We start from the raw sequence: 18,278 nt of genomic DNA, 5'->3' as shown, positions 1-18,278 counted from the left end.
CTAGGCAGCCAAGGTGTGGCGCTTGCCGAACAGCGCCACACTCACTACTCCCACCGCCCCCATTACCACGCAATACCCCACGCAAATCCACGGGCTGGTCGGCATCAGCGCAATCAGCAACAACGGTGTGGTACTCGCCCACAGCGCGTAGGCAATGTTGTAGGTAAAGGAAATCCCCGACACCCGCACCTGCGCTGGAAACAGGCCGACCATCACCGACGGCACCGCGCCCACCACGCCACAACTCAGGCCCGCCACGGCGTACGCCGCGCCCAGCCAGATCCCCCCGCTGATCAGGCTGGCGTACAGGACCGCAATCCCCACCGGCAGCAACAGGCTGTAGACCAGCACCGCGCGCCAGGCGCCGATACGGTCGACCAGCAAGCCCGCCAGCACACAACCGATATTGAGGAACACGATGCCCAAGGCGCTCAAGGCGAACGTGTGGCTAGGGCTCATGCCGAAGGTTTTCTGCATCATGGTCGGGGTGATGACCACCAGCACCACCACGGCGGAGGTGAGCACGCAGGTGAGGATCATTGCCGGCAGCAGCACGGCGCGGTGGTCGCGCAACACGGTGCGCAATGGCAGTTCGGCGGCGGCCTGGCGGCGCGCCTGCATTTCGAGGAACACCGGGGTTTCGCTGAGCCAGCGGCGCAGCCACACGCCGATCACGCCAAATACGCCGCCGAGCAGGAAGGGAAAGCGCCAGGCGTAGTCGAGGATTTCGGCCGGGGTGAAGACTTGCGCCAGCAGGGTCGCCGTCAGCGCACCGAGCAGGTAGCCGAAGGTCAGGCCGGCTTGCAGGAAGCCCAGGGCGTAACCGCGATGGTGGGGCGGCGCGTGTTCGGCGACGAAGGTCCAGGCACTCGGCACTTCACCACCCACCGCCGCGCCTTGCAGCACGCGCAACGCCAGCAGGATCAGCGGTGCGAAATAACCGATTTGCGCATAGGTCGGCATGATGCCGATCAGCAGGCAGGGCAACGCCATCATCAGGATGCTCAGGCTGAACACGCGCTTGCGTCCAAGGTGATCGGCGAAGTGCGCCATCAGGATGCCGCCCAGCGGGCGCGCCAGGTAGCCGGTGACGAAAATGCCGAAACTTTGCAGCAGGCGCAGCCACTCGGGCATTTCCGGCGGGAAGAACAGTTGGCTCAGGGTCAGCGCGAAAAACACGAAGATGATGAAGTCGTAGATTTCCAGGGCACCGCCCAGGGCGGCCAGGCCCAGGGTTTTGTAGTCGGAGCGGGAAAAACGCTGCGCCTGTGTAGGAAAGGTGGCAGTCATGTAGAGGCTCGGCAGACAAACAAAATGGCGTGCAGGTTATGAGCTGAGCCCAATGATGGCAATCGCGGCAGATATATTTGTTTTCCTCATGGATCGATGAAGATAACTGCATTCCCATATCAATGGCCGTAGCGGAACATGCCGGAAAATTGCCTGCACCCTAATAACTATAAGAGGAAAGACTCGTGGCCGACGCTATCGAAGAAAGCCGCTATGCCCGATTTGCCCTGCGTTGCTCCAACTTCGCCGAACGCTGGTTTCCCGACTCCTGGGTGTTTGCGGCACTCGCCGTGATCATCGTCGCCGTGGCGACCCTGGGCATGGGCGCCGCGCCAACCGAAGCCGCCAAAGCGTTCGGTGACGGGTTCTGGAGCCTGATTCCCTTCACCATGCAGATGGCCTTTGTGGTGATCGGCGGTTATGTGGTGGCGAGTTCGCCACCGGCGGTGAAACTGATCGACCGCCTGGCGCGTATCCCGAAGAACGGCCGCTCGGCCGTGGCCTGGGTGGCGTTGATCTCGATGGTCGCCTCCTTGCTGAACTGGGGCCTGTCCCTGGTATTCGGCGGCTTGCTGGTACGGGCGCTGGCGCGTCGTACGGATTTGAAGATGGATTACCGCGCGGCCGGTGCGGCGGCGTATCTGGGGCTGGGCGCCGTATGGGCGCTGGGGTTGTCGTCGTCCGCCGCGCAGTTGCAGGCCAACCCGGCCAGCCTGCCGCCATCGATTCTGTCGATCACCGGCGTGATTCCGTTCACCGATACCATTTTCCTGTGGCAATCCGGCGTGTTGCTGCTGGCGTTGATCGTGGTCTCGCTGATCATCGCCTACGCTACCGCCCCTGGCCCGAACAGCGCGCGTGATGCCAAGGCCTGTGGCGTCGACCCGGCGTTCAACCTGCCTAAGATTCAAGCACCGACCCGACCCGGTGAATGGCTGGAACACAGCCCGTTGCTGACTATCCTGCTGGCGTTGCTGGCGGCGGGTTGGCTGTTCCATGAGTTTTCGACCAAGCCGGCGATCAGCGCGATCTCGGGGCTGAACACCTACAACTTCCTGTTCATCATGACCGGCGCCCTGCTGCACTGGCGCCCGCGCAGCTTCCTCGATGCGGTGGCCCGTGCAGTGCCGACCACCACCGGCGTGCTGATCCAATTCCCGCTGTACGGTTCGATTGCCGCGCTGATGACCGTCGTGAAAGGCGGTGACGGCCAGACTCTGGCACACCACATCTCGACCTTCTTCACGTCCATCGCCTCCCACGATACCTACGCGCTGTTGATGGGCGTGTACTCGGCGGTGCTCGGTTTCTTCATTCCGTCTGGCGGCGGCAAGTGGATTATCGAAGCGCCCTACGTGATGCAAGTCGCCAATGACTTGCAATACCACCTGGGCTGGGCGGTGCAGATCTACAACGCCGCCGAGGCGCTGCCGAACCTGATCAACCCGTTCTATATGCTGCCGTTGCTGGGCGTGTTGGGGTTGAAGGCACGGGATTTGATCGGGTTTTCGTTCGTGCAGTTGCTGGTGCACACACCGCTGGTGCTGTTCTTGCTGTGGGCGTTGGGGACGACGTTGAAGTATTTGCCGCCGGTCATGCCTTGACCGCATCTTCCGATTAATCGCGTGGGGTTGTCCTACTCAAGACGACGACAACCCCTGACTCCTCCCGCCAACGCCTTTGATTAACCTGTCTCGGCTTCCTCCTCACCTGAAACCAAGGAAAATCCGATGACGCCTCTCTCCAAATCACTGGAAGAACTGATCACTGATATCTACAAGGACGAAAACGTTTCGGTCCCTGAATACCGAGCATTGCGCGACGATGCCGACCGCCGCATGGCCGCCGTGATCAAGGAGTTCGGCCTGCATAACAACATCACCGCGTTCCAGAAATCGATCGACGTGGCGATGCAGCTGTTGCAGACCAGTGTCATCGATGCAAAGAAGGCCAAGCTGACCGACACCGGCGAGGCCATCGTCAAGGATGCGGTGACGGCCCAGGTGGAATACTTGCGCGCGGGCAGCCAACTGGCACTGCGCCTGCTGTGAAAGCTCTGTCTTCGTTCCGTCACATTGCATTGCTACCGTCCTGCGAAATATCTTGCAACATCTCGCCAAGGACTCCCCCGCAATGAGTGACGAGCACGAAGACCGCCCTGCCCCCGATTCCGCCGCTCAACCACCGGTCGACACCAGCCGCCGGCGTTTCCTGGGAGGCGCGGCGGTGTTGGGGGTCGGCGCGACGTTAAGTGCCTGCGGCAACACCAGCGAAGCGCCGGGCAAACCGGTGGCACGTCCGCTCACGTCGCAAGAGTTGGACAAGGCACTCCACGACCAGGTGAAAACCGTGGTGGTGATCTATGCCGAGAACCGCAGCTTCAATAACCTGTTTGCAGATTTCCCTGGCGTGGAGAAGCCGCTGTCGGCGCTGTCCGCCGCCGATACCCAACAACGCGACCGCGACGGAAGCCTGCTGACCACTCTGCCACCGGCCTGGGGTGGCGTGCTGCAAGTCGGCCCGCAAACGGTCGACGGGGTGACCTACCCCAGCGAAATGCAATTCCAGGAAAACCTGCCCAACGCGCCCTTCGCGCTCAAGGGCCCGAACGCCGAAGACCTGCCCCTGAGCCTGGTCACCCGCGACTTGTGGCACGTGTTCTATCAGAACCAGATGCAGATCAACGGCGGCAAGAACGACAACTTTGTCGCCTGGGCCGACTCGGGTGGCCTGGTGATGGGCCATTACGCCCAGAGCCGTTATTCCCTGCGCCTGTGGGACGTGGCCAAGGAGTTTGTACTCTGCGACAACTTCTTCCAGGGTGCGTTTGGTGGCTCGTTCCTCAACCACCAGTACCTGATCAGCGCCACCGCGCCGTTTTATCCGAATGCCGCGCAATCGGTGGCCAAGGCGCAGATCGCCACGCTGCAAAGCGATGACCCCACCGACCCGCGCCTCAAGCCGCTGGACAAGTCCCCGGCCAGCGCCATGACCGGCCCGCCTCAGTTCGGCCCCAGCGCGTTGACCCCCGACGGTTACGGCGTGAACACCCTGGCCCCGCCCTACTGGCCGACCTGGATCCGCGATCCGGAAAACCCGGATTACTCCAAACCCGACCTGCCCAATGTGCTGGTGCCGCAAACCCACGAACACATTGGCGACAAGCTGTCGAAAAAGAATATCGACTGGGCCTGGTATGCCGGTGCGTGGCAAGCCACCCTGGACCAGTTCAAGGATTCGGGCGGTATCCCGAAGATCCCGAACTTCCAGTATCACCACCAACCATTCAACTACTTCAAGCAGCAGGGTCCGCAGAATCGTGTGGAGCGTGACAAGCGCCTGCGCGATGGCGGTTTGGGTGATGAGTCCAGCACCAATACGTTCTTCGCCGACGCCCAAGCCGGCAAACTGCCCGCTGTGACCTTCTACAAGCCTCAGGGCAACCTGAATATGCATGCTGGCTACGCCGACGTGGCCTCGGGCGACCGCCATATCGCCCGTGCCTTGAAGGTGCTGCAAGAGAGCCCACAGTGGAAAAACATGGTGGTGGTGGTCACCGTCGATGAAAACGGTGGTTGGTGGGACCACGTGGCACCGCCCAAGGGCGACCGCTGGGGCCCTGGTACGCGGATTCCGGCGATTGTGGTGTCGCCATTCGCGCGCAAAGGCACGGTAGACCATACGGTGTACGACACGGCGTCGATCCTGCGCTTGATCACCCGCGTATTCCAACTGGAGACCTTGGACGGCCTCAAGCAACGGGATGACGCGATGACCGCCCGTGGCCAGAAACCCATGGGCGACTTGAGCAACGCGTTGCAGTTCAGCCTGTAGGTTTTCTTATCCAATAGCGACACACCTGGCGATTTAGCACGCGGTTTTCCTGGTCAACCGCTACTGTGTGGAGGTGGGCTTTCACCCCGCGCAGACGGGCTTTCGCTGACAAGGAACCAACAATGTTTAAACCGACCAGGTTGTCCTTCACCCTGGCCGCACTGATGGCGAGTGCGGTCGTACAGGCCGACATCGAGGTGCCATTGGGGAGTACGCAACGCGTGACCCAACTGTTCGCCTTCCCCAACAATTGCAATGTGATCTGCTTTCGGCCATGGACGCTGGAGCAGACGGCTGAACATTATTTGAACCAGAGCCTGCAACGGGACGGCTACAGCCGCGCAAAAGTCAGCGTCAAGACCCATGACGGGCAGGTCTCAGCGACCTTCAGCGGTGTGCCTGACAGTTACGGTCAACCCCTGACCACGTTGCTCAATACCGCCGACCTGGCCTACCAAGGCGCCAACAAACTCAACACTGACGGCAAGTGGGCCTACAACTGGTACTTGTTCCTGCCATTAGGCATGGCCCTGGAAAACCGCAAGAGCATCGAACTGCTGCACTTCCCGCCGGATTACTCGCTGACCCAGGCTCAGGACTATCTGGAGTCGGCCACCACCGACCGCTGGGCCACCCTGCTCACGGACAATGGCATCCCGGCCACTGAAACGCCGGCTTACCAGACCATCATCGATATCGCCCCCATCGCCGCGCCCTCCAACGCGGGCAAGGACCTGGAAACCGTCTACAGCTACTTCACCGACTACCAGACACGCATGGTCCAGGAACTGAGCCTGCCCGCCAAAGGCGCATTGCCGATGGTGGCGTTTGGCGCACCGGTGCGAAACTGGATCAAACAGCAATACGGCCAGACCGTGGGAGTACTGGGCCTGGCGCAGATCAGCCCGACGACAGGCAAGAGCGTGTCAGTGCTGGGCGCCAACCACCCGAGTTACATCTGGTATGCCGCGAGCCCCGACACCTATGACGGCAACGAACAGAAAGCCGACGAAGCCGGCTTGAAGGTAATGGGCCAGGATCTGAGCGCCGCCTGTTGGCAGGCCGGAATGGGTCAGAAACCCGCAAGTGATCCGAACGTGTTGCTCAAGGCGTGCATGAATACGTGGCAAGTCACACGCAAAGAGCAGACCTGTGAGTTGTTCTACACCTCGGTGCGCAACTTGTCCCCGGAGGATGCAAACGCGAAATGCGCCACGCCCGCCATCAAGACGCAGTTGAAACAACTCAAGAGTGCCGCCCCCACCCCAGCCATTGCAGCCCCGGCGCTGTAATTCGCACAAAAAAACCGATTTCTACTGTCAACATTGACAGTAGAAATCGGCTCCCTCTTCCGCGAGTCTTGAGCGGCACCCATCAGCTGCAAGACTGGCAGTCAGACACCACCGGCAGGTCGATGCAGCCTAAACCAGGAGCGTCATGAAAACTCAGGCCAAGGATAAGGCTGAAACTGCTGTGAGCGACTGTCTCTACCCGTTCAAGCCCACGCTCGGACAAGGCTACCCTTCGAGCGAGAAATTCGAAGTGGTGCTGAACATTGAAGGTGTGGGAGTCGGAATCAGGGCACGCACGGCCTTTGACAGCCGTGTATGCATCGCCAAAGTCTCCGGCTACGCCCTGAGCGAGCGACGCCTGCACACGTTACAGCTATCGTCGCGTACCCACCTCTACGACTGTTGGTTCAGTGGCCTGTTTTCACATTCATGCAAACCGAATGTGTTTCTCGACCTGCACTATCTGGAGGTCTGGGCCCTGTGTGAAATCCACCCAGGCGAGCTGCTGAGCATGGATTACGCCATGACCGAAGACGTGCTGGTCCGGCAGTTCGCATGCCAATGCGGCGAGCTGAACTGCCGAGGCTGGATTACCGGTCACGACGAGCTGCTGAACGCCGAGGGCCAGGCATTCATGGCCCAGTGGCGTGAACGCAAACGACCTTAGGCTTCACCCAACGGACGCAGGCGGTACTGCGGCGGCAATTGCTCGAAGCCACTGATGGTGGTGTTCAAGCTCTTCCAGCGCCCATCCTTGATGCCGTAGATGCAACCATGGATCGACAGGCTCTGCCCACGGTGCCAGGCGTTTTGCACAATGCTGGTGTGGCCGACGTTGGCCACTTGCTGGATCACGTTCAGCTCGCACATACGGTCGACGCGCTCTTCTTCGGTCGGCAACTGGGCCAGCACGTCACGGTTTTCGTAGTAAAGGTCGCGAATGGTGCGCAGCCAGCCGTCGATCAGGCCGAATTGGCGGTCCTGCATCGAGGCGCGCACGCCGCCGCAGCCATAGTGGCCGGTGACGAGGATATGCTTGACCTTGAGCACGTCCACTGCGTACTGGATCACCGACAGGCAATTGAGGTCGGTGTGCAGCACCACGTTGGCCACGTTGCGGTGCACGAACAGGTCACCCGGCAGCATGCCGACGATCTCGTTGGCCGGCACGCGGGCGTCGGAGCAGCCGATCCACAGGTATTCCGGGGTTTGCTGGCGGGCGAGCTTGGCGAAGAATTCGGGATCTTCCTGTTTGATCGCGTCCGCCCAGCGTTCATTGTTATCAAGCAGGTCTTGTAGTTCGTTCATCAGGGAAAGCCTCAGGAATGATGCGCAGTTTTGTGACTGACAACCCCACGTCCAGGTCACGCCCTGCCGGTGAATAACAAGCGTGAATTAGCTTGAATCTTTGGGCCGCGCAGCCTGTCCACACACTATAAGCCCCACAGTATGAGGATTGGCCATGACTGAATCACGACGTCCCTACGGCGCTACGCAGCCTGAACCCGTTGATGACAACGAGGATCGCATGGGCTCGATGCGCGAGCTGGATTTTGACCAGGATGAGCCCTCGGCGCAGAGCGGTGATGATTTAACCCCGGAAACACTGATCCCTGAGGATGGCGCGCGGGATGCCAGGGAGGAAGGCGAGGACAATCCGGCGGATTACGACCTGAGTATCGTGGATGAGGACGAGATTGGCGGCGGGAATGGTCTGGATGAGGCTGAATTGGCCGATATTGACCCGGTAGACGGAAACCGCTGACACACCGCCGTCTAAAATGTGGGAGCGGGCTTGCTCGCGAATGCGCTGGGTCAGTCAAAGTTGTGTCAACTGAACCACCGAATTCGCGAGCAAGCCCGCTCCCACAGGGGATCATCGCTTAATCCACTAGCGTGCAGGCCATGACGACCGCATCTTCGCGGCCACCTACGGCGGGGTAATAATCCCGCCGACGGCCGATTTCGTTGAAGCCATAACGCTCATACAGGCGAAACGCGCCGGTATTGCTGTCGCGCACTTCCAGGAAGCATTCACGCGCACTGGCGGCGTAGGCGCGGGACATCAGGTGCTCCAGCAGCGCCAGGCCAAGGCCGCGGCCTTGGTTTTCCGGCTTCACGGTGATATTCAGCAGGTGAGCCTCGTCGAGGATGATCTGCACCACGCCGTGCCCCACCTGCTGTTCACCTTCGAACATCAGCCAGATCTGGTATTTGCCCAGCCCGTCGAGAAAGATCCCGCGGGTCCAGGGGTGGCTGAACGCCGCGTATTCGATTTTCAGCACGGCGTCGAGGTCAGCCTCGGTCATCGGGCGAAAGGATAAAGCCTCACTCATCGGTTTTTTTCCAGCGCGCCATCAGCCGGCGCATGGCTTGCCAGACATCAGCCTTACGCTGTGGCTCTTCCATTAATAATTCCAGGCCCGGCAGGGCCCATACCGAACCCAGGCCTTCGACCTGCAGTTCGCGGTACCAGGCTTCGGCATTGGCTTCGCCGGCAAAGCGCACCGCAGGCAGGCCGATCAGCCACAGGCACACGCAGGGTTCGTCTTCCAGGCGCGCAGACACAAAACCTTGCACAAAATCCCGGGCCGCTTCCGGGCCCTGGTCCATGTTGCCGCGCACCAACAGCGGCCAGCGCACCGGGTCGCCGACGATTTGCGGGCTGTCGGGCAGGCCGGCAGCGCGCAGCATGTCCTTGAGCAGCATGTAGGCGGGGTCGCGGGTCTGGAAGCGTTCGCCGGTCGGCAACTCGACCAGCAGCAGGCAGCGCCCGGCCCGCAGTAACTGCAGGGCGAAACGCGGTGGCGGCACCACCGGGGCCTTGACCACCGGGGCGGCCTCTTCCACGACTTTGGCCGCTTTGGTCACCGGCGACGGGCGCGGCACTTCGACCTTGGCCCGTTCGACGACCGGGCGCGCTTCAGGCGCAGGCTTGACCACCGCCACTGGCGCGGCCGCCTCCTCGCCGGACGACTCGAACGCCTCATAGGGCTCAAGCGCCTGCAACAGCTCGGGCCGCGACGGCGCGGCAAACGGCAGTTCGGTGCGGGGCAGCCAGTTGACCACCTGCATGGCGGTCAAGTAAGCGCGACGTCGGGACTCGATAAGCACAGCTCGGTCACTTGTGGATAACTAAAGAGCGGGGATTCTACCGCTGTTCGGCAACAATCGCCCACTGCGCACTGACCGGCTGTGGATAAATCCCGCGTCCGATGCAGTACAATCGCGACTTTTAATCGCCAACCAGCCGGCCATTCCGATGATCGAACCCAAGCGCGTCTTGCGCGCCCTCGCCGAACACTGGGCCCTGCTTGAGCCACTGTGCGAACACTTCGACCAAGGCACCTTGAGCCTTGGCGAGTTGCGCGCGCAATTGGCGGCCCAACAACTGGACAGCACGCCACAGGACATTACCAGCCTGTTGGACGTGTGGATTCGCCTGGACATCCTGGTGCCTGTCGCCAAGAGCCCGAACCGTTTCGAGCTCAACGCACAGATCCACGACTTCCTGGCTTATCTTCGCAAGGAGCACCGGCTTGGCCTGTGCCTGGAAATCGAAGCTTACCTGCGCCACCTCGAGCGCCTGGCGGGTTATATCCAGGACGCCTTCGACATCCGTGATGGCCACGACCTCGCCCGCCAACTGCGCCTGCTCGACATGCGCGTGCGGGACGTGCTGAAAAAACTCGCCAACGACGAACAAGCCCTGGCCGCCGTGGCCGACCGGGCCAAGACCAGCGACCGGCAGATCCCGTTGCGCCAGCGTTACGCCGAAGTCCTGGCGACCTGGGACGAATACGTCGAACCGATGATCCAACTGGTGAACGCCGATGGCGCCTTCGAACAAGGCGTGCGCAAGGTGGAAAATGTGCTGCTGCGCATGCTCACCGAGCAACAGCGCCTCGGCCACCTGGTGGACGACGACATGCTGCTGCGCACCCACGCGCGCATCCTCGAAATGCAGACCAGCGCCCAACTGACCTTGCGTCATGCGCGGGAACTGCTGCTGCCGCTGCGTGAAGAAGCGCGCCGGCACAACGCCGTGACCCGTGGCGCGGCGCTGGCGCTGTCGGCGATTCGCCGCAAGGGCCTGGACGCGGTGCCGCAAGCGGCGATGCCGATGTTTACCCGCCCGCAAAGCACCTTCCTCGGCAGTGCCAGCCAAGTGGAAGCCTATGTCTACGCCCTGGCGAATTTCGAGCCGAAACCGGCAAAATTCCCCAAGGCGCACAAATCCCACAAGGGCGACGCCCAGCGCGCGCCGCGCACGGTCAAGGAGATGCTCGAACGCTGCGAAGACGCGCTGCCGATGCCGGACCTGATGACCTGGCTGCTGGAGCAGGAACCAGACGGCGCCACCGACGAATTGCTGTACTGGTTCTCGCGCCTGTCCCGCGAAAAACGCTTCAAGCGCGAACGCCTGGAACGCCGCGAGTACCACACCACCGAGCACCAGGTCAGCCTGCGCTCCTTCGCCCTGCTCCCGGCCGGATCCGACGCCGCCGAGCACTCTGCGAGTACACCCCATGCATCTTGATCTATCCGAACTGTCCCTGCTGGCGCCGATCTTTCGCGAGCTGTTCAAGGGTTACCACGTCAGCCGCCGCGACCCGGAGCTGTACGCGCAACTGTCGAACTTCCAGGACCAGTACCGCACGCTGTTCAAGGCCCTGGGCTTTGAACTGGTCTGCGATACGCGGGGTTTCTACTACTTCGTGCCGGACACCGCCGTGGCCGCCGCGCAGGTGAACAAGACCGCCCAGCGTCTGGCGTTGTTCACCTTCATCATCGTCGAGCACCTGGCCGACCAGGGCCGTGACCCGATTGCCGTGTTGGATGGTGGTAGCCTCGGCCGTGATGAGCTGCCGTCGCTGCTGGAGAAGTACCGCGACCTGTTTATCCAGGCCGAAGTGCAGACCCAGGAAGAACTCGAAGAAAAAATCATGCGCCGCATGACCCAGCTGGGTTTTGCCAGCGAAGACAACGGTATCTATCGCTTCCTGCCGCCGATGCACCGTTTCCTTGATGTGTGCCTGTCGGTGCAGCAAGACCGTGATCTCGCGGCCAGCGTGCACAGCGTGCTACCGCTGCCAGCACCGGTGATCATCGACGAAGACAGTGATGAGAAATTGCTGAAAACCGATGACCCGCTGGACTTGAGTGACTTTGCAGACGAAAGCGAAGAAGACGCCCTGGCCCGCGCCATTGCCGAAGAACAGGAGACCGACGCATGAGTAAGGAACGCTACGGCATCCGCCGCTTCGCCCTATTGAACACCGCCGGTTACAGCCTGGGTTTGTTCCCGCTGGAAGAACCACTGTCGGTGTATGGCGCGAACAACCTGGGTAAATCCGCCTCGATCAACGCCTTGCAGTTCCCGATCCTGGCGCGCATGTCGGACATGAGTTTCGGCAAGTACACCCTGGAACAATCGCGGCGCTTCTACTTTGCCACCGACACCAGCTACATCCTGGTGGAAGTTTCCCTGCCCCACGGCCCGCACGTGATCGGCGTGGTCGGGCGCGGCCCGGGCGGTGGTTTTGGTCACCAGTTCTTTGCCTATGCGGGCAAGCTGGACCTGGCCCACTACCAGAAGAACGACACCTGCCTGCGTCAGAAAGAACTGTTCACCAAACTTGAGCGCGAAGGCCTGAAAGCCTACGAACTCAAGCCGGATGAACTGCGCCGTTTGCTGGTGGGCGGCCACACGTCGATCCCATTGGACCTGACCCTGATTCCGTTGCGTTCCACCAGCGAGCAGAGCCTGAAGACCTTCCGCGCACTGTTTATCAATCTGCTGCACATGCGCGAAATCACCGCGGCCAAGCTCAAGCAGCTGTTCCTCGATGCGTTTGAACACAGCCTGCGCTCCGGCAGCGTGGATTACATTGCCGCGTGCGAAGAAGCCTTCCGCGATGTACGACGCATGGAGCAGGACTACAACTCGCTGGTTGCCGCCGGCCCGCTGGTTGAGGCGCTGTCCAATGGCGTACGCCTGCGCGACGTGTTGCGTGGCAAATTGCATCGCCTGTCGCCATTGCTCGATTCGTTGCTGGGCACCTGGTCGGACTACGCCAGTGCGCGCAAGGAAGAGCTGACCATCCAGGCCGAACATTACCGCAACGAACAGGATGCGCTGCAGAACGACCAGCGTGGCGGCACCCAGGAGTTGATGCGCCTGGAGCGTGAGATCAGCGGGATCCAGCGTTGGCTGGGCGAGCTGTCGGTGCTCAAGCATCGCTTTGCCCTGGTGGATGATGTGAAAGTGCTGGAGCAGCAGTTGCTGGCAGCCAAGGATGCGCACGATGAATTGGCGGGTGCCTTGGCGCAGTCCCGGCAGTTCAGCGCCGAGGACCTGGACGAGCGTCTGCGTGACTTGGAAAAGCGCTTGAAGTCGGTCAAGCAGCAACTCGACCATGCCGACAACAACAGCTACGCCAAGCTGCGGGAGGAATTCTCACAGCAGGACGTCGAGCGTCTGATGCGCCTGTTCAACAGTTCGTTGTTCAGCCTGCCGTTGGGCGAGCACGGCATCACCTTGGACGAGGATGGCCAGTGGGTCAAATCCCTGGAGCAGATCCTCGATGGCTTCAAGGGCGAGCGTTTTGAAGTGCCGGGGCTGTCCATCGACATCTCCCACATTGAACCGCCAGCATTGCAGGCACTCGCGGATCGCGCGGCATTACGCGACCAGAAAGAGCGTCTGGAGAAAGAACTCAAGCAACTGAAAACCCAGCAGGCTGTCGCATCTGACCGCGCTGCGAGCAAGACTCAGACCGAAGCGTTGTACCAGCAGGTGCTGGATGCGCAAAAAGCCCTGGAAGACTTCCGCCGCGCACAAACCCTGAGCGCAGAAGAAGGCGAGAAGCTGGAAAACCTGGCGCAGATGGAAGCGGCGCAGGATGAATTGAAACGCTCCAGTGATGCCTTCACTGAACGCGTCCAGCAGCTGTCGGCCAAGCTGCAACTGGTGGGCCGTCAGATCGGCGATATGGAAGCCAAGCAGCGCACGCTGGATGACGCGTTGCGTCGTCGTCAGTTGCTACCGGCTGACTTGCCGTTCGGTACACCGTTCATGGACCCGGTCGATGACTCCATGGACAACCTGCTGCCGTTGCTCAATGACTATCAGGACAGTTGGCAAGGATTGCTGCGCGCTGATGGCCAGATCGAAGCGTTGTATGCGCAGGTGCGCCTCAAGGGCGTGGCCAAGTTCGACAGCGAGGATGACGTTGAGCGTCGCCTGCAGTTGCTGATCAACGCCTATGCGCACCGTACCGATGAAGCCCTGACGCTGGGCAAGGCACGCCGTGCGGCGGTCACCGATATTGCGCGGACCCTGCGCAATATCCGCAGCGACTACGACAGCCTTGAACACCAACTGGCGCTGTTCAACCGCGAGATCAATAAACGCCAGGTCTCCAACCTGCAAAGCTTCCGTATCGTGCTGGCGCCGAACAAGGAAGCGCTCAAGCATATCGACCAGATCATCCACAGTGCTGGTCAGTATGAAGAAGGCGAAACACTGTCGGTGTTCGACCTTAGCCAAAGCGCCGAGCAGGACAACAAGAACGAAGAAGCCAAGGAATACCTGGCGCGCCTGGTGGCTGCCAACCATAACCAGTTGGGCCTCAAGGACTTGTTCGAGCTGGCGTTCGAAATCACCAAGGTGCATGGCCAGCCGGTGATTCATACCGACATCGATGGCGCGGCGTCCAACGGCACCACCATGACCATCAAGGCGCTGACCAACATGTACTTGTTGCTGCACTTGATGGACCGCGACCAGGCCGGGCGCGTGCGTTTGCCGTACTACCTCGATGAGGCGGCGGACATCGATGAGAAGAACCAGGCGGCGTTGCTGGAGACCAGTTTGCAGCTGGGTTTTGTGCCGATTTTGGCGAGTGTAAAGCCGCAGGTGTCGGCCCAGGTGGCCATCGACCTGGAAGGCGGCAGTGGCCCGAATGGGATCTATATCGATGAGGCGGACTGGAAGTACATCCGTCGCCACGATGTGGTGAAGGCGACAATGAATGTGCAGGCGGATGAGCCGGAGTTGGATGAGGTCTGATTTGCTTCGCTGAAATGCAAAAGGCCGCGATCTTCTGGATCGCGGCCTTTTTTGTGAGCGCTTATTTGCCGAGTGGGATTTTAGGCGCCCAGGTCAGCCACTCATCTTCAAACTTGTCGAACAGCGGGAAGGTTTGTTGTGGGCGGGCAGCGTTGCCCATGCGTTCGCCGTCTGGTGTCGCGAAGGCGATGCCACCGGCAACCAACGTCTCCAAGGATTCAGTACGCACAGTAGCGCCTTTGAATAGACCGAAGTCGAGGCCAAACCCACTGGTATTCCAGAAGCGGCTACCGCCTCGTACCAGTGGCGCATATTTAGGCTCGATAAGGATATGGATCAGCACACGGTCTGCGGTCTGGCCCAATTCGTAGCCGGTCACTTTGCCCACGGTGACTTCGCGATACGTGACCGGTACGCCTTCCTTCAGCGAACCGCGGCGTGCGGCGCTGAGGGTCAGACTCAAACCAGCTTCCTGATGCACAGCTTCTGGGGGTTGATCCAGCGCGACAAAACTCTTTTGTGGGCCGGCATTTTTCGCCGCTGGCTGCACTTCGATGTATTGCCCAGTGACCAGGGTTTCCAGGTTGGAGGTTTTCATCAGACCCAGCTCAGGCTTGACCACCCAGAACTGGCTGCCGACGCGTGCGATGCGGTCTGCTACCTGAGTGATGCGTGCGCTGAGCAGCACCGATTGCATGTCGGCACTGAGGTCGACACTTTCAATCTTGCCCACGTCCAGACCTTTGAAACGTACCGGAGTACCAGGGCGCATGCCGTCGGCGCGGTCGACCTTGATGGTCACCAGGATGCCGTGCTGGTTGGCGGCTTCGCGGTCTGCGAATAGACGGAAACGCGGGATGCGCTTTTTCAGCGGTACGTTTGGTTCCGGGGTTTCGAAGGCGATGCCGCCGGCCATCAGGCTGGCCAGGGACTCACTCTTGACCTGGATGCCGCCGGTAAGGCCACCGGTCAGGGTGACGCCGCTGGCGTTCCAGAAGCGCGTCGAGCCGTTGACCAGGTTTTCGTATTCCTTCTCGATGTGGACGCCGATCACCAGTTGCTTGTTCTTGCGCGAGAACTGGTAGCTCTGCACCGAACCGACCTTGACCTGCTTGTAGAGGATCGGGCTGCCGACATCCAGGGAGCCGAGGTTATCGGTGAACAGCACCATGTGCAAGCCAGGGGAGCGCAGGTCCAGCGGTGGTGCCTTGGCGCGGGCCACGTACTCCCTTTGTGGAGGGGTGCCTTTGTCGCCTGGGCGAATGGCGATGTAGTTACCCTTGACCAAGGCCTCAAGCCCGGTGATACCTGCCAAGGATATGGAAGGTTTGACGACCCAGAATTGAGTGTCCTGTACCAGGTAATCTTCGGCCAGGGGATCGAGCGTCAGTTCTGCGTTGGCACTGGAAAGGTCTGGGTTGATCTTCAGGGTTTTCAGGCTGCCGACCTGGATGCCTTTGTACATGACAGGGGTGCGCCCCGCCTGCAGGCCTTCGAAGTCGGTGAGCTTGACCTTGACCCTGATGCCGGCAGCGGCCGCATCGAAATCTTCATACAAACGGAAGGGCAGGCTCGGATCGGTGGGCGGACTGTCCTTGCGATTCTCCGGCGTGGCGAAGGCTATACCGCCGGCGACGATACTGGAGAGCGATTCGCTACGGACTTTCACACCGGACAGGTTGGCGTCGATGCTAATGCCGCTGGCGTTCCAGAAACGTGTGTGTTTACGCACCAGGCTGGCGTAGGTGGGTTCGATGTAGACCTTGATCTCGACCGTGCTCTGGTCTTCGGAGAGCAGGTAGCTTTTGACCTGGCCGACCTGGATCTGTTTGTAGAACACCGGACTGCCACGGTTGAGTGAGCCAAGACGGTCAGCCTTGACGGTCAGGTGCAGGCCGGGCTTGGCATCGGACAAAGGCGGCTCTTCGGAGAGCGCCTTGAATTTGCGTGTGGGCTCCCCGTCGCCGGGGCTCGCGGCGATGTAGTTGCCTGACACCAGGGTTTCCAGGCCGGTGATACCGGCAAGGGTGACGCTCGGTTTGACCAGCCAGAAGCGCGTGTTGGTCTTGAGGTACTGGTCGACGTCCTTGTTCATCTCGATGGTGGCGATCACCCCGCGATTGTTGCCTTCGTCATCCAGGGCCAGGGCCTTGACCTTGCCCACCGGCATGCCTTTGTAGACCACTTCAGTCTTGTTGACCTGGATACCTTCACCGCTTTCAAAGCGCACCTGGATATCGATGCCCTGCTGGGAGTAGGCACGCCACCCCAGCCAGCCACCGATGATCAGGGCAATCAGGGGCAGCACCCAAATGGCCGACCAGTTAGACGCTGGGCGGGTTTTAGCTTTAGGCAAATCACTCATGGTCGTCGTCCGACTCCGTGTTATCCCAAATCAGTCGGGGATCGAAAGTTACTGCGGCAAGCATCGTCAAGATCACCACACTGGCGAACGCTGCCGCGCCGAGATTGGCCTCGACGCTGGCAAGTCGCCCAAAGTTTACAACCGCCACCAGAATGGCGATCACGAAGATATCCAGCATGGACCAGCGGCCAATGAATTCGATAAAGCGGTACATCACAATACGTTGTTGCGCGGACAACGGTTGATGACGCTGCACCGAGAACAGTAGCAGACCTATACCAACCAGCTTGAACGTTGGCACCAGAATGCTGGCAATGAACACCACGGCAGCAATGGGGTACATGCCGTGCTGCACCAGTTGAATCACACCGGCCATGATCGTACTGGGATCACCCTGGCCAAGGGCGTTGATGGTCATGATAGGTAACAGGTTGGCGGGAATGTACAAGATGGCCGCCGTGATCAACAGTGCCCACGTGCGGGTGAGGCTGTTTGGGCGACGGGCATGGATCAGCGCACCGCAACGCGTGCAGATTTGCTCGTCGCTGTCGACGTCCTGTTTGTTCAACTCATGGCATTCCGTACAAATCAGAATGCCTGCATCAATCGCCCGCATGATCATCCTCTCCCGACAACGCTTGCCAGATCTGGTGGGGCGACATCACCACCTCAAGCAACACTTGAACCACTAATAAGCTGACAAAGCAGACCAGGCCCAGGCCGATCGTGATGGCGGCCATGTCAGCGAGTTTTACGATCGCTACCAGCACGCCCATCAGGTAGACCTCCAGCATCCCCCAGTCTTTCATGTGATGGTAGATGCGGTACAACAGCAGTCCATAACTGCGGCCGATGTTCCATCGGATGCTGAGCAACACTGCCAACTGGCAGAGCAGCTTGAGCAAGGGAATACCCATGCTGCACAGGAAGACGACCGCGGCCACGCCTTGCATGCCGGTATCGAACAGGCCGACGACGCCGCTCCACACGGTGTCTTCAGAAGACTGCCCAAGTAGATTGAGCTGCATGATCGGAAGAAAGTTCGCGGGGATGTACAACAGCAACGCCGCCAGCACCAAGGCGAGGCTTCGCTCAACGACGTTATGGCGGTGAGCGTACAGCTCGTAACCGCAACGCGGGCATTGGGCTTTTTCGCCGAGGGCGAGCACTGGTTTGCGCATCAGCAAGTCGCACTCATGGCATGCCACCAGGTCGTCCAGTGGTAAATCCGACACCTCATGGGCATCAACCGGATCGGGCATAGGTAGGGCTCGGACTCTAAAAAAGGTTAGGTGCCTATTCTAGTGGTCTGGTTCAGAAATAACTGTGCAAATTTGTCGGGGGATTTGCGGCGCTGAACTTTTCGACCGCCCAAAACAAAACCCCATCTGCTTTCGCAAATGGGGTTTCGGAATTTAATCTT

16 protein-coding genes are annotated in these 18,278 nt (G+C 60.4%); 9 read left to right on the top strand and 7 right to left on the bottom strand.

What is annotated here, in order from left to right:
* Positions 1-1,290 (bottom strand): MFS transporter, encoded by a 1,290-nt coding sequence (locus tag HX793_RS04400; RefSeq protein ID WP_177095044.1) that lies wholly within the window; start codon positions 1,288-1,290, stop codon positions 1-3.
* Positions 1,291-1,475: 185 nt separating this feature from the next.
* Between HX793_RS04400 and HX793_RS04395 the strand changes: the two genes are divergently transcribed.
* The 5 genes from HX793_RS04395 (at position 1,476) to HX793_RS04375 (ending at position 7,083) form a co-directional block, all read left to right on the top strand.
* Complete coding sequence (locus tag HX793_RS04395) at positions 1,476-2,894, top strand: short-chain fatty acid transporter (protein WP_016974924.1); 1,419 nt, start codon at positions 1,476-1,478, stop codon at positions 2,892-2,894.
* 126 nt (positions 2,895-3,020) lie between these two features.
* Positions 3,021-3,341, top strand: coding sequence for a hypothetical protein (locus HX793_RS04390; protein WP_016974925.1), 321 nt, complete (start codon positions 3,021-3,023; stop codon positions 3,339-3,341).
* 82 nt (positions 3,342-3,423) lie between these two features.
* A complete protein-coding gene (locus HX793_RS04385; RefSeq protein ID WP_177050436.1) occupies positions 3,424-5,124 on the top strand; it encodes an acid phosphatase in 1,701 nt (566 codons plus the stop codon).
* A gap of 122 nt (positions 5,125-5,246) precedes the next feature.
* Positions 5,247-6,416 (top strand): hypothetical protein, encoded by a 1,170-nt coding sequence (locus tag HX793_RS04380; protein ID WP_177050438.1) that lies wholly within the window; start codon positions 5,247-5,249, stop codon positions 6,414-6,416.
* Positions 6,417-6,561: 145 nt separating this feature from the next.
* The gene (locus HX793_RS04375; protein ID WP_177050440.1) at positions 6,562-7,083 is read left to right on the top strand and encodes an SET domain-containing protein; all 522 of its coding nucleotides are present in this window, start codon (positions 6,562-6,564) and stop codon (positions 7,081-7,083) included.
* Here the strand turns inward: HX793_RS04375 and can are convergent.
* On the bottom strand, positions 7,080-7,724 hold the full coding sequence (gene can / locus HX793_RS04370; RefSeq protein ID WP_003188288.1) for a carbonate dehydratase: 645 nt from the start codon (positions 7,722-7,724) through the stop codon (positions 7,080-7,082). The genes HX793_RS04375 and can overlap by 4 nt on opposite strands.
* Positions 7,725-7,878: 154 nt before the next feature.
* Between can and HX793_RS04365 the strand changes: the two genes are divergently transcribed.
* Positions 7,879-8,181 carry a serine kinase/phosphatase gene (locus HX793_RS04365; protein WP_177095046.1) on the top strand — a complete coding sequence of 101 codons (303 nt, stop codon included), beginning with the start codon at positions 7,879-7,881 and terminating at the stop codon, positions 8,179-8,181.
* Between the two features lie 118 nt (positions 8,182-8,299).
* Here the strand turns inward: HX793_RS04365 and rimI are convergent, their stop codons facing one another.
* A complete protein-coding gene (gene rimI, locus HX793_RS04360; RefSeq protein ID WP_005784514.1) occupies positions 8,300-8,752 on the bottom strand; it encodes a ribosomal protein S18-alanine N-acetyltransferase in 453 nt (150 codons plus the stop codon).
* A complete protein-coding gene (locus HX793_RS04355) occupies positions 8,745-9,491 on the bottom strand; it encodes an energy transducer TonB (protein ID WP_177095059.1) in 747 nt (248 codons plus the stop codon). The genes rimI and HX793_RS04355 overlap by 8 nt, the downstream gene beginning before the upstream one ends.
* A 187-nt stretch (positions 9,492-9,678) precedes the next feature.
* Here HX793_RS04355 and mksB point away from each other — a divergent pair, with 187 nt between their 5' ends.
* Genes mksB through mksF form a run of 3 tightly spaced genes read left to right on the top strand, consistent with a single transcriptional unit; the run spans position 9,679 to position 14,490 of the window.
* Positions 9,679-10,956 carry an Mks condensin complex protein MksB gene (gene mksB / locus HX793_RS04350; RefSeq protein ID WP_016974931.1) on the top strand — a complete coding sequence of 426 codons (1,278 nt, stop codon included), beginning with the start codon at positions 9,679-9,681 and terminating at the stop codon, positions 10,954-10,956.
* Complete coding sequence (gene mksE / locus HX793_RS04345; protein WP_177050444.1) at positions 10,946-11,653, top strand: Mks condensin complex protein MksE; 708 nt, start codon at positions 10,946-10,948, stop codon at positions 11,651-11,653. Before mksB ends, mksE begins: the two co-directional genes overlap by 11 nt.
* Complete coding sequence (gene mksF, locus HX793_RS04340) at positions 11,650-14,490, top strand: Mks condensin complex protein MksF (protein ID WP_177095048.1); 2,841 nt, start codon at positions 11,650-11,652, stop codon at positions 14,488-14,490. The genes mksE and mksF overlap by 4 nt, the downstream gene beginning before the upstream one ends.
* 61 nt (positions 14,491-14,551) lie before the next feature.
* Here the strand turns inward: mksF and HX793_RS04335 are convergent, their stop codons facing one another.
* From HX793_RS04335 to HX793_RS04325, 3 genes are read right to left on the bottom strand one after another with little or no spacing between them, the layout of a single operon-like run.
* A complete protein-coding gene (locus HX793_RS04335; protein WP_177050445.1) occupies positions 14,552-16,855 on the bottom strand; it encodes a PqiB family protein in 2,304 nt (767 codons plus the stop codon).
* A complete protein-coding gene (locus tag HX793_RS04330) occupies positions 16,848-17,471 on the bottom strand; it encodes a paraquat-inducible protein A (protein ID WP_016974935.1) in 624 nt (207 codons plus the stop codon). The genes HX793_RS04335 and HX793_RS04330 overlap by 8 nt, the downstream gene beginning before the upstream one ends.
* Positions 17,458-18,117: a paraquat-inducible protein A gene (locus HX793_RS04325; RefSeq protein ID WP_177095050.1), complete on the bottom strand. Its 660-nt coding sequence runs from the start codon at positions 18,115-18,117 to the stop codon at positions 17,458-17,460. The genes HX793_RS04330 and HX793_RS04325 overlap by 14 nt, the downstream gene beginning before the upstream one ends.
* Between the last annotated feature and the right edge of the window lie 161 nt (positions 18,118-18,278).

It is taken from the genome of Pseudomonas reactans, from assembly GCF_013387025.1.
Lineage (GTDB): Bacteria > Pseudomonadota > Gammaproteobacteria > Pseudomonadales > Pseudomonadaceae > Aquipseudomonas > Aquipseudomonas reactans.
The sequence above is the reverse complement of the archived record's forward strand: the minus strand, read 5'-3'. Positions and strand labels throughout refer to the sequence as shown.

What these genes read in the sequence shown, in the direction of transcription:
- HX793_RS04400 (WP_177095044.1), bottom strand. Translation starts at nt 1,290, where the DNA reads ATGACTGCCACCTTTCCTACACAGGCGCAGCGTTTTTCCCGCTCCGAC.
- HX793_RS04390 (WP_016974925.1), top strand. Translation starts at nt 3,021, where the DNA reads ATGACGCCTCTCTCCAAATCACTGGAAGAACTGATCACTGATATCTAC.
- HX793_RS04385 (WP_177050436.1), top strand. Translation starts at nt 3,424, where the DNA reads ATGAGTGACGAGCACGAAGACCGCCCTGCCCCCGATTCCGCCGCTCAA.
- HX793_RS04380 (WP_177050438.1), top strand. Translation starts at nt 5,247, where the DNA reads ATGTTTAAACCGACCAGGTTGTCCTTCACCCTGGCCGCACTGATGGCG.
- HX793_RS04375 (WP_177050440.1), top strand. Translation starts at nt 6,562, where the DNA reads ATGAAAACTCAGGCCAAGGATAAGGCTGAAACTGCTGTGAGCGACTGT.
- can (WP_003188288.1), bottom strand. Translation starts at nt 7,724, where the DNA reads ATGAACGAACTACAAGACCTGCTTGATAACAATGAACGCTGGGCGGAC.
- HX793_RS04365 (WP_177095046.1), top strand. Translation starts at nt 7,879, where the DNA reads ATGACTGAATCACGACGTCCCTACGGCGCTACGCAGCCTGAACCCGTT.
- rimI (WP_005784514.1), bottom strand. Translation starts at nt 8,752, where the DNA reads ATGAGTGAGGCTTTATCCTTTCGCCCGATGACCGAGGCTGACCTCGAC.
- HX793_RS04355 (WP_177095059.1), bottom strand. Translation starts at nt 9,491, where the DNA reads ATGCAGGTGGTCAACTGGCTGCCCCGCACCGAACTGCCGTTTGCCGCG.
- mksB (WP_016974931.1), top strand. Translation starts at nt 9,679, where the DNA reads ATGATCGAACCCAAGCGCGTCTTGCGCGCCCTCGCCGAACACTGGGCC.
- mksE (WP_177050444.1), top strand. Translation starts at nt 10,946, where the DNA reads ATGCATCTTGATCTATCCGAACTGTCCCTGCTGGCGCCGATCTTTCGC.
- mksF (WP_177095048.1), top strand. Translation starts at nt 11,650, where the DNA reads ATGAGTAAGGAACGCTACGGCATCCGCCGCTTCGCCCTATTGAACACC.
- HX793_RS04335 (WP_177050445.1), bottom strand. Translation starts at nt 16,855, where the DNA reads ATGAGTGATTTGCCTAAAGCTAAAACCCGCCCAGCGTCTAACTGGTCG.
- HX793_RS04330 (WP_016974935.1), bottom strand. Translation starts at nt 17,471, where the DNA reads ATGCGGGCGATTGATGCAGGCATTCTGATTTGTACGGAATGCCATGAG.
- HX793_RS04325 (WP_177095050.1), bottom strand. Translation starts at nt 18,117, where the DNA reads ATGCCCGATCCGGTTGATGCCCATGAGGTGTCGGATTTACCACTGGAC.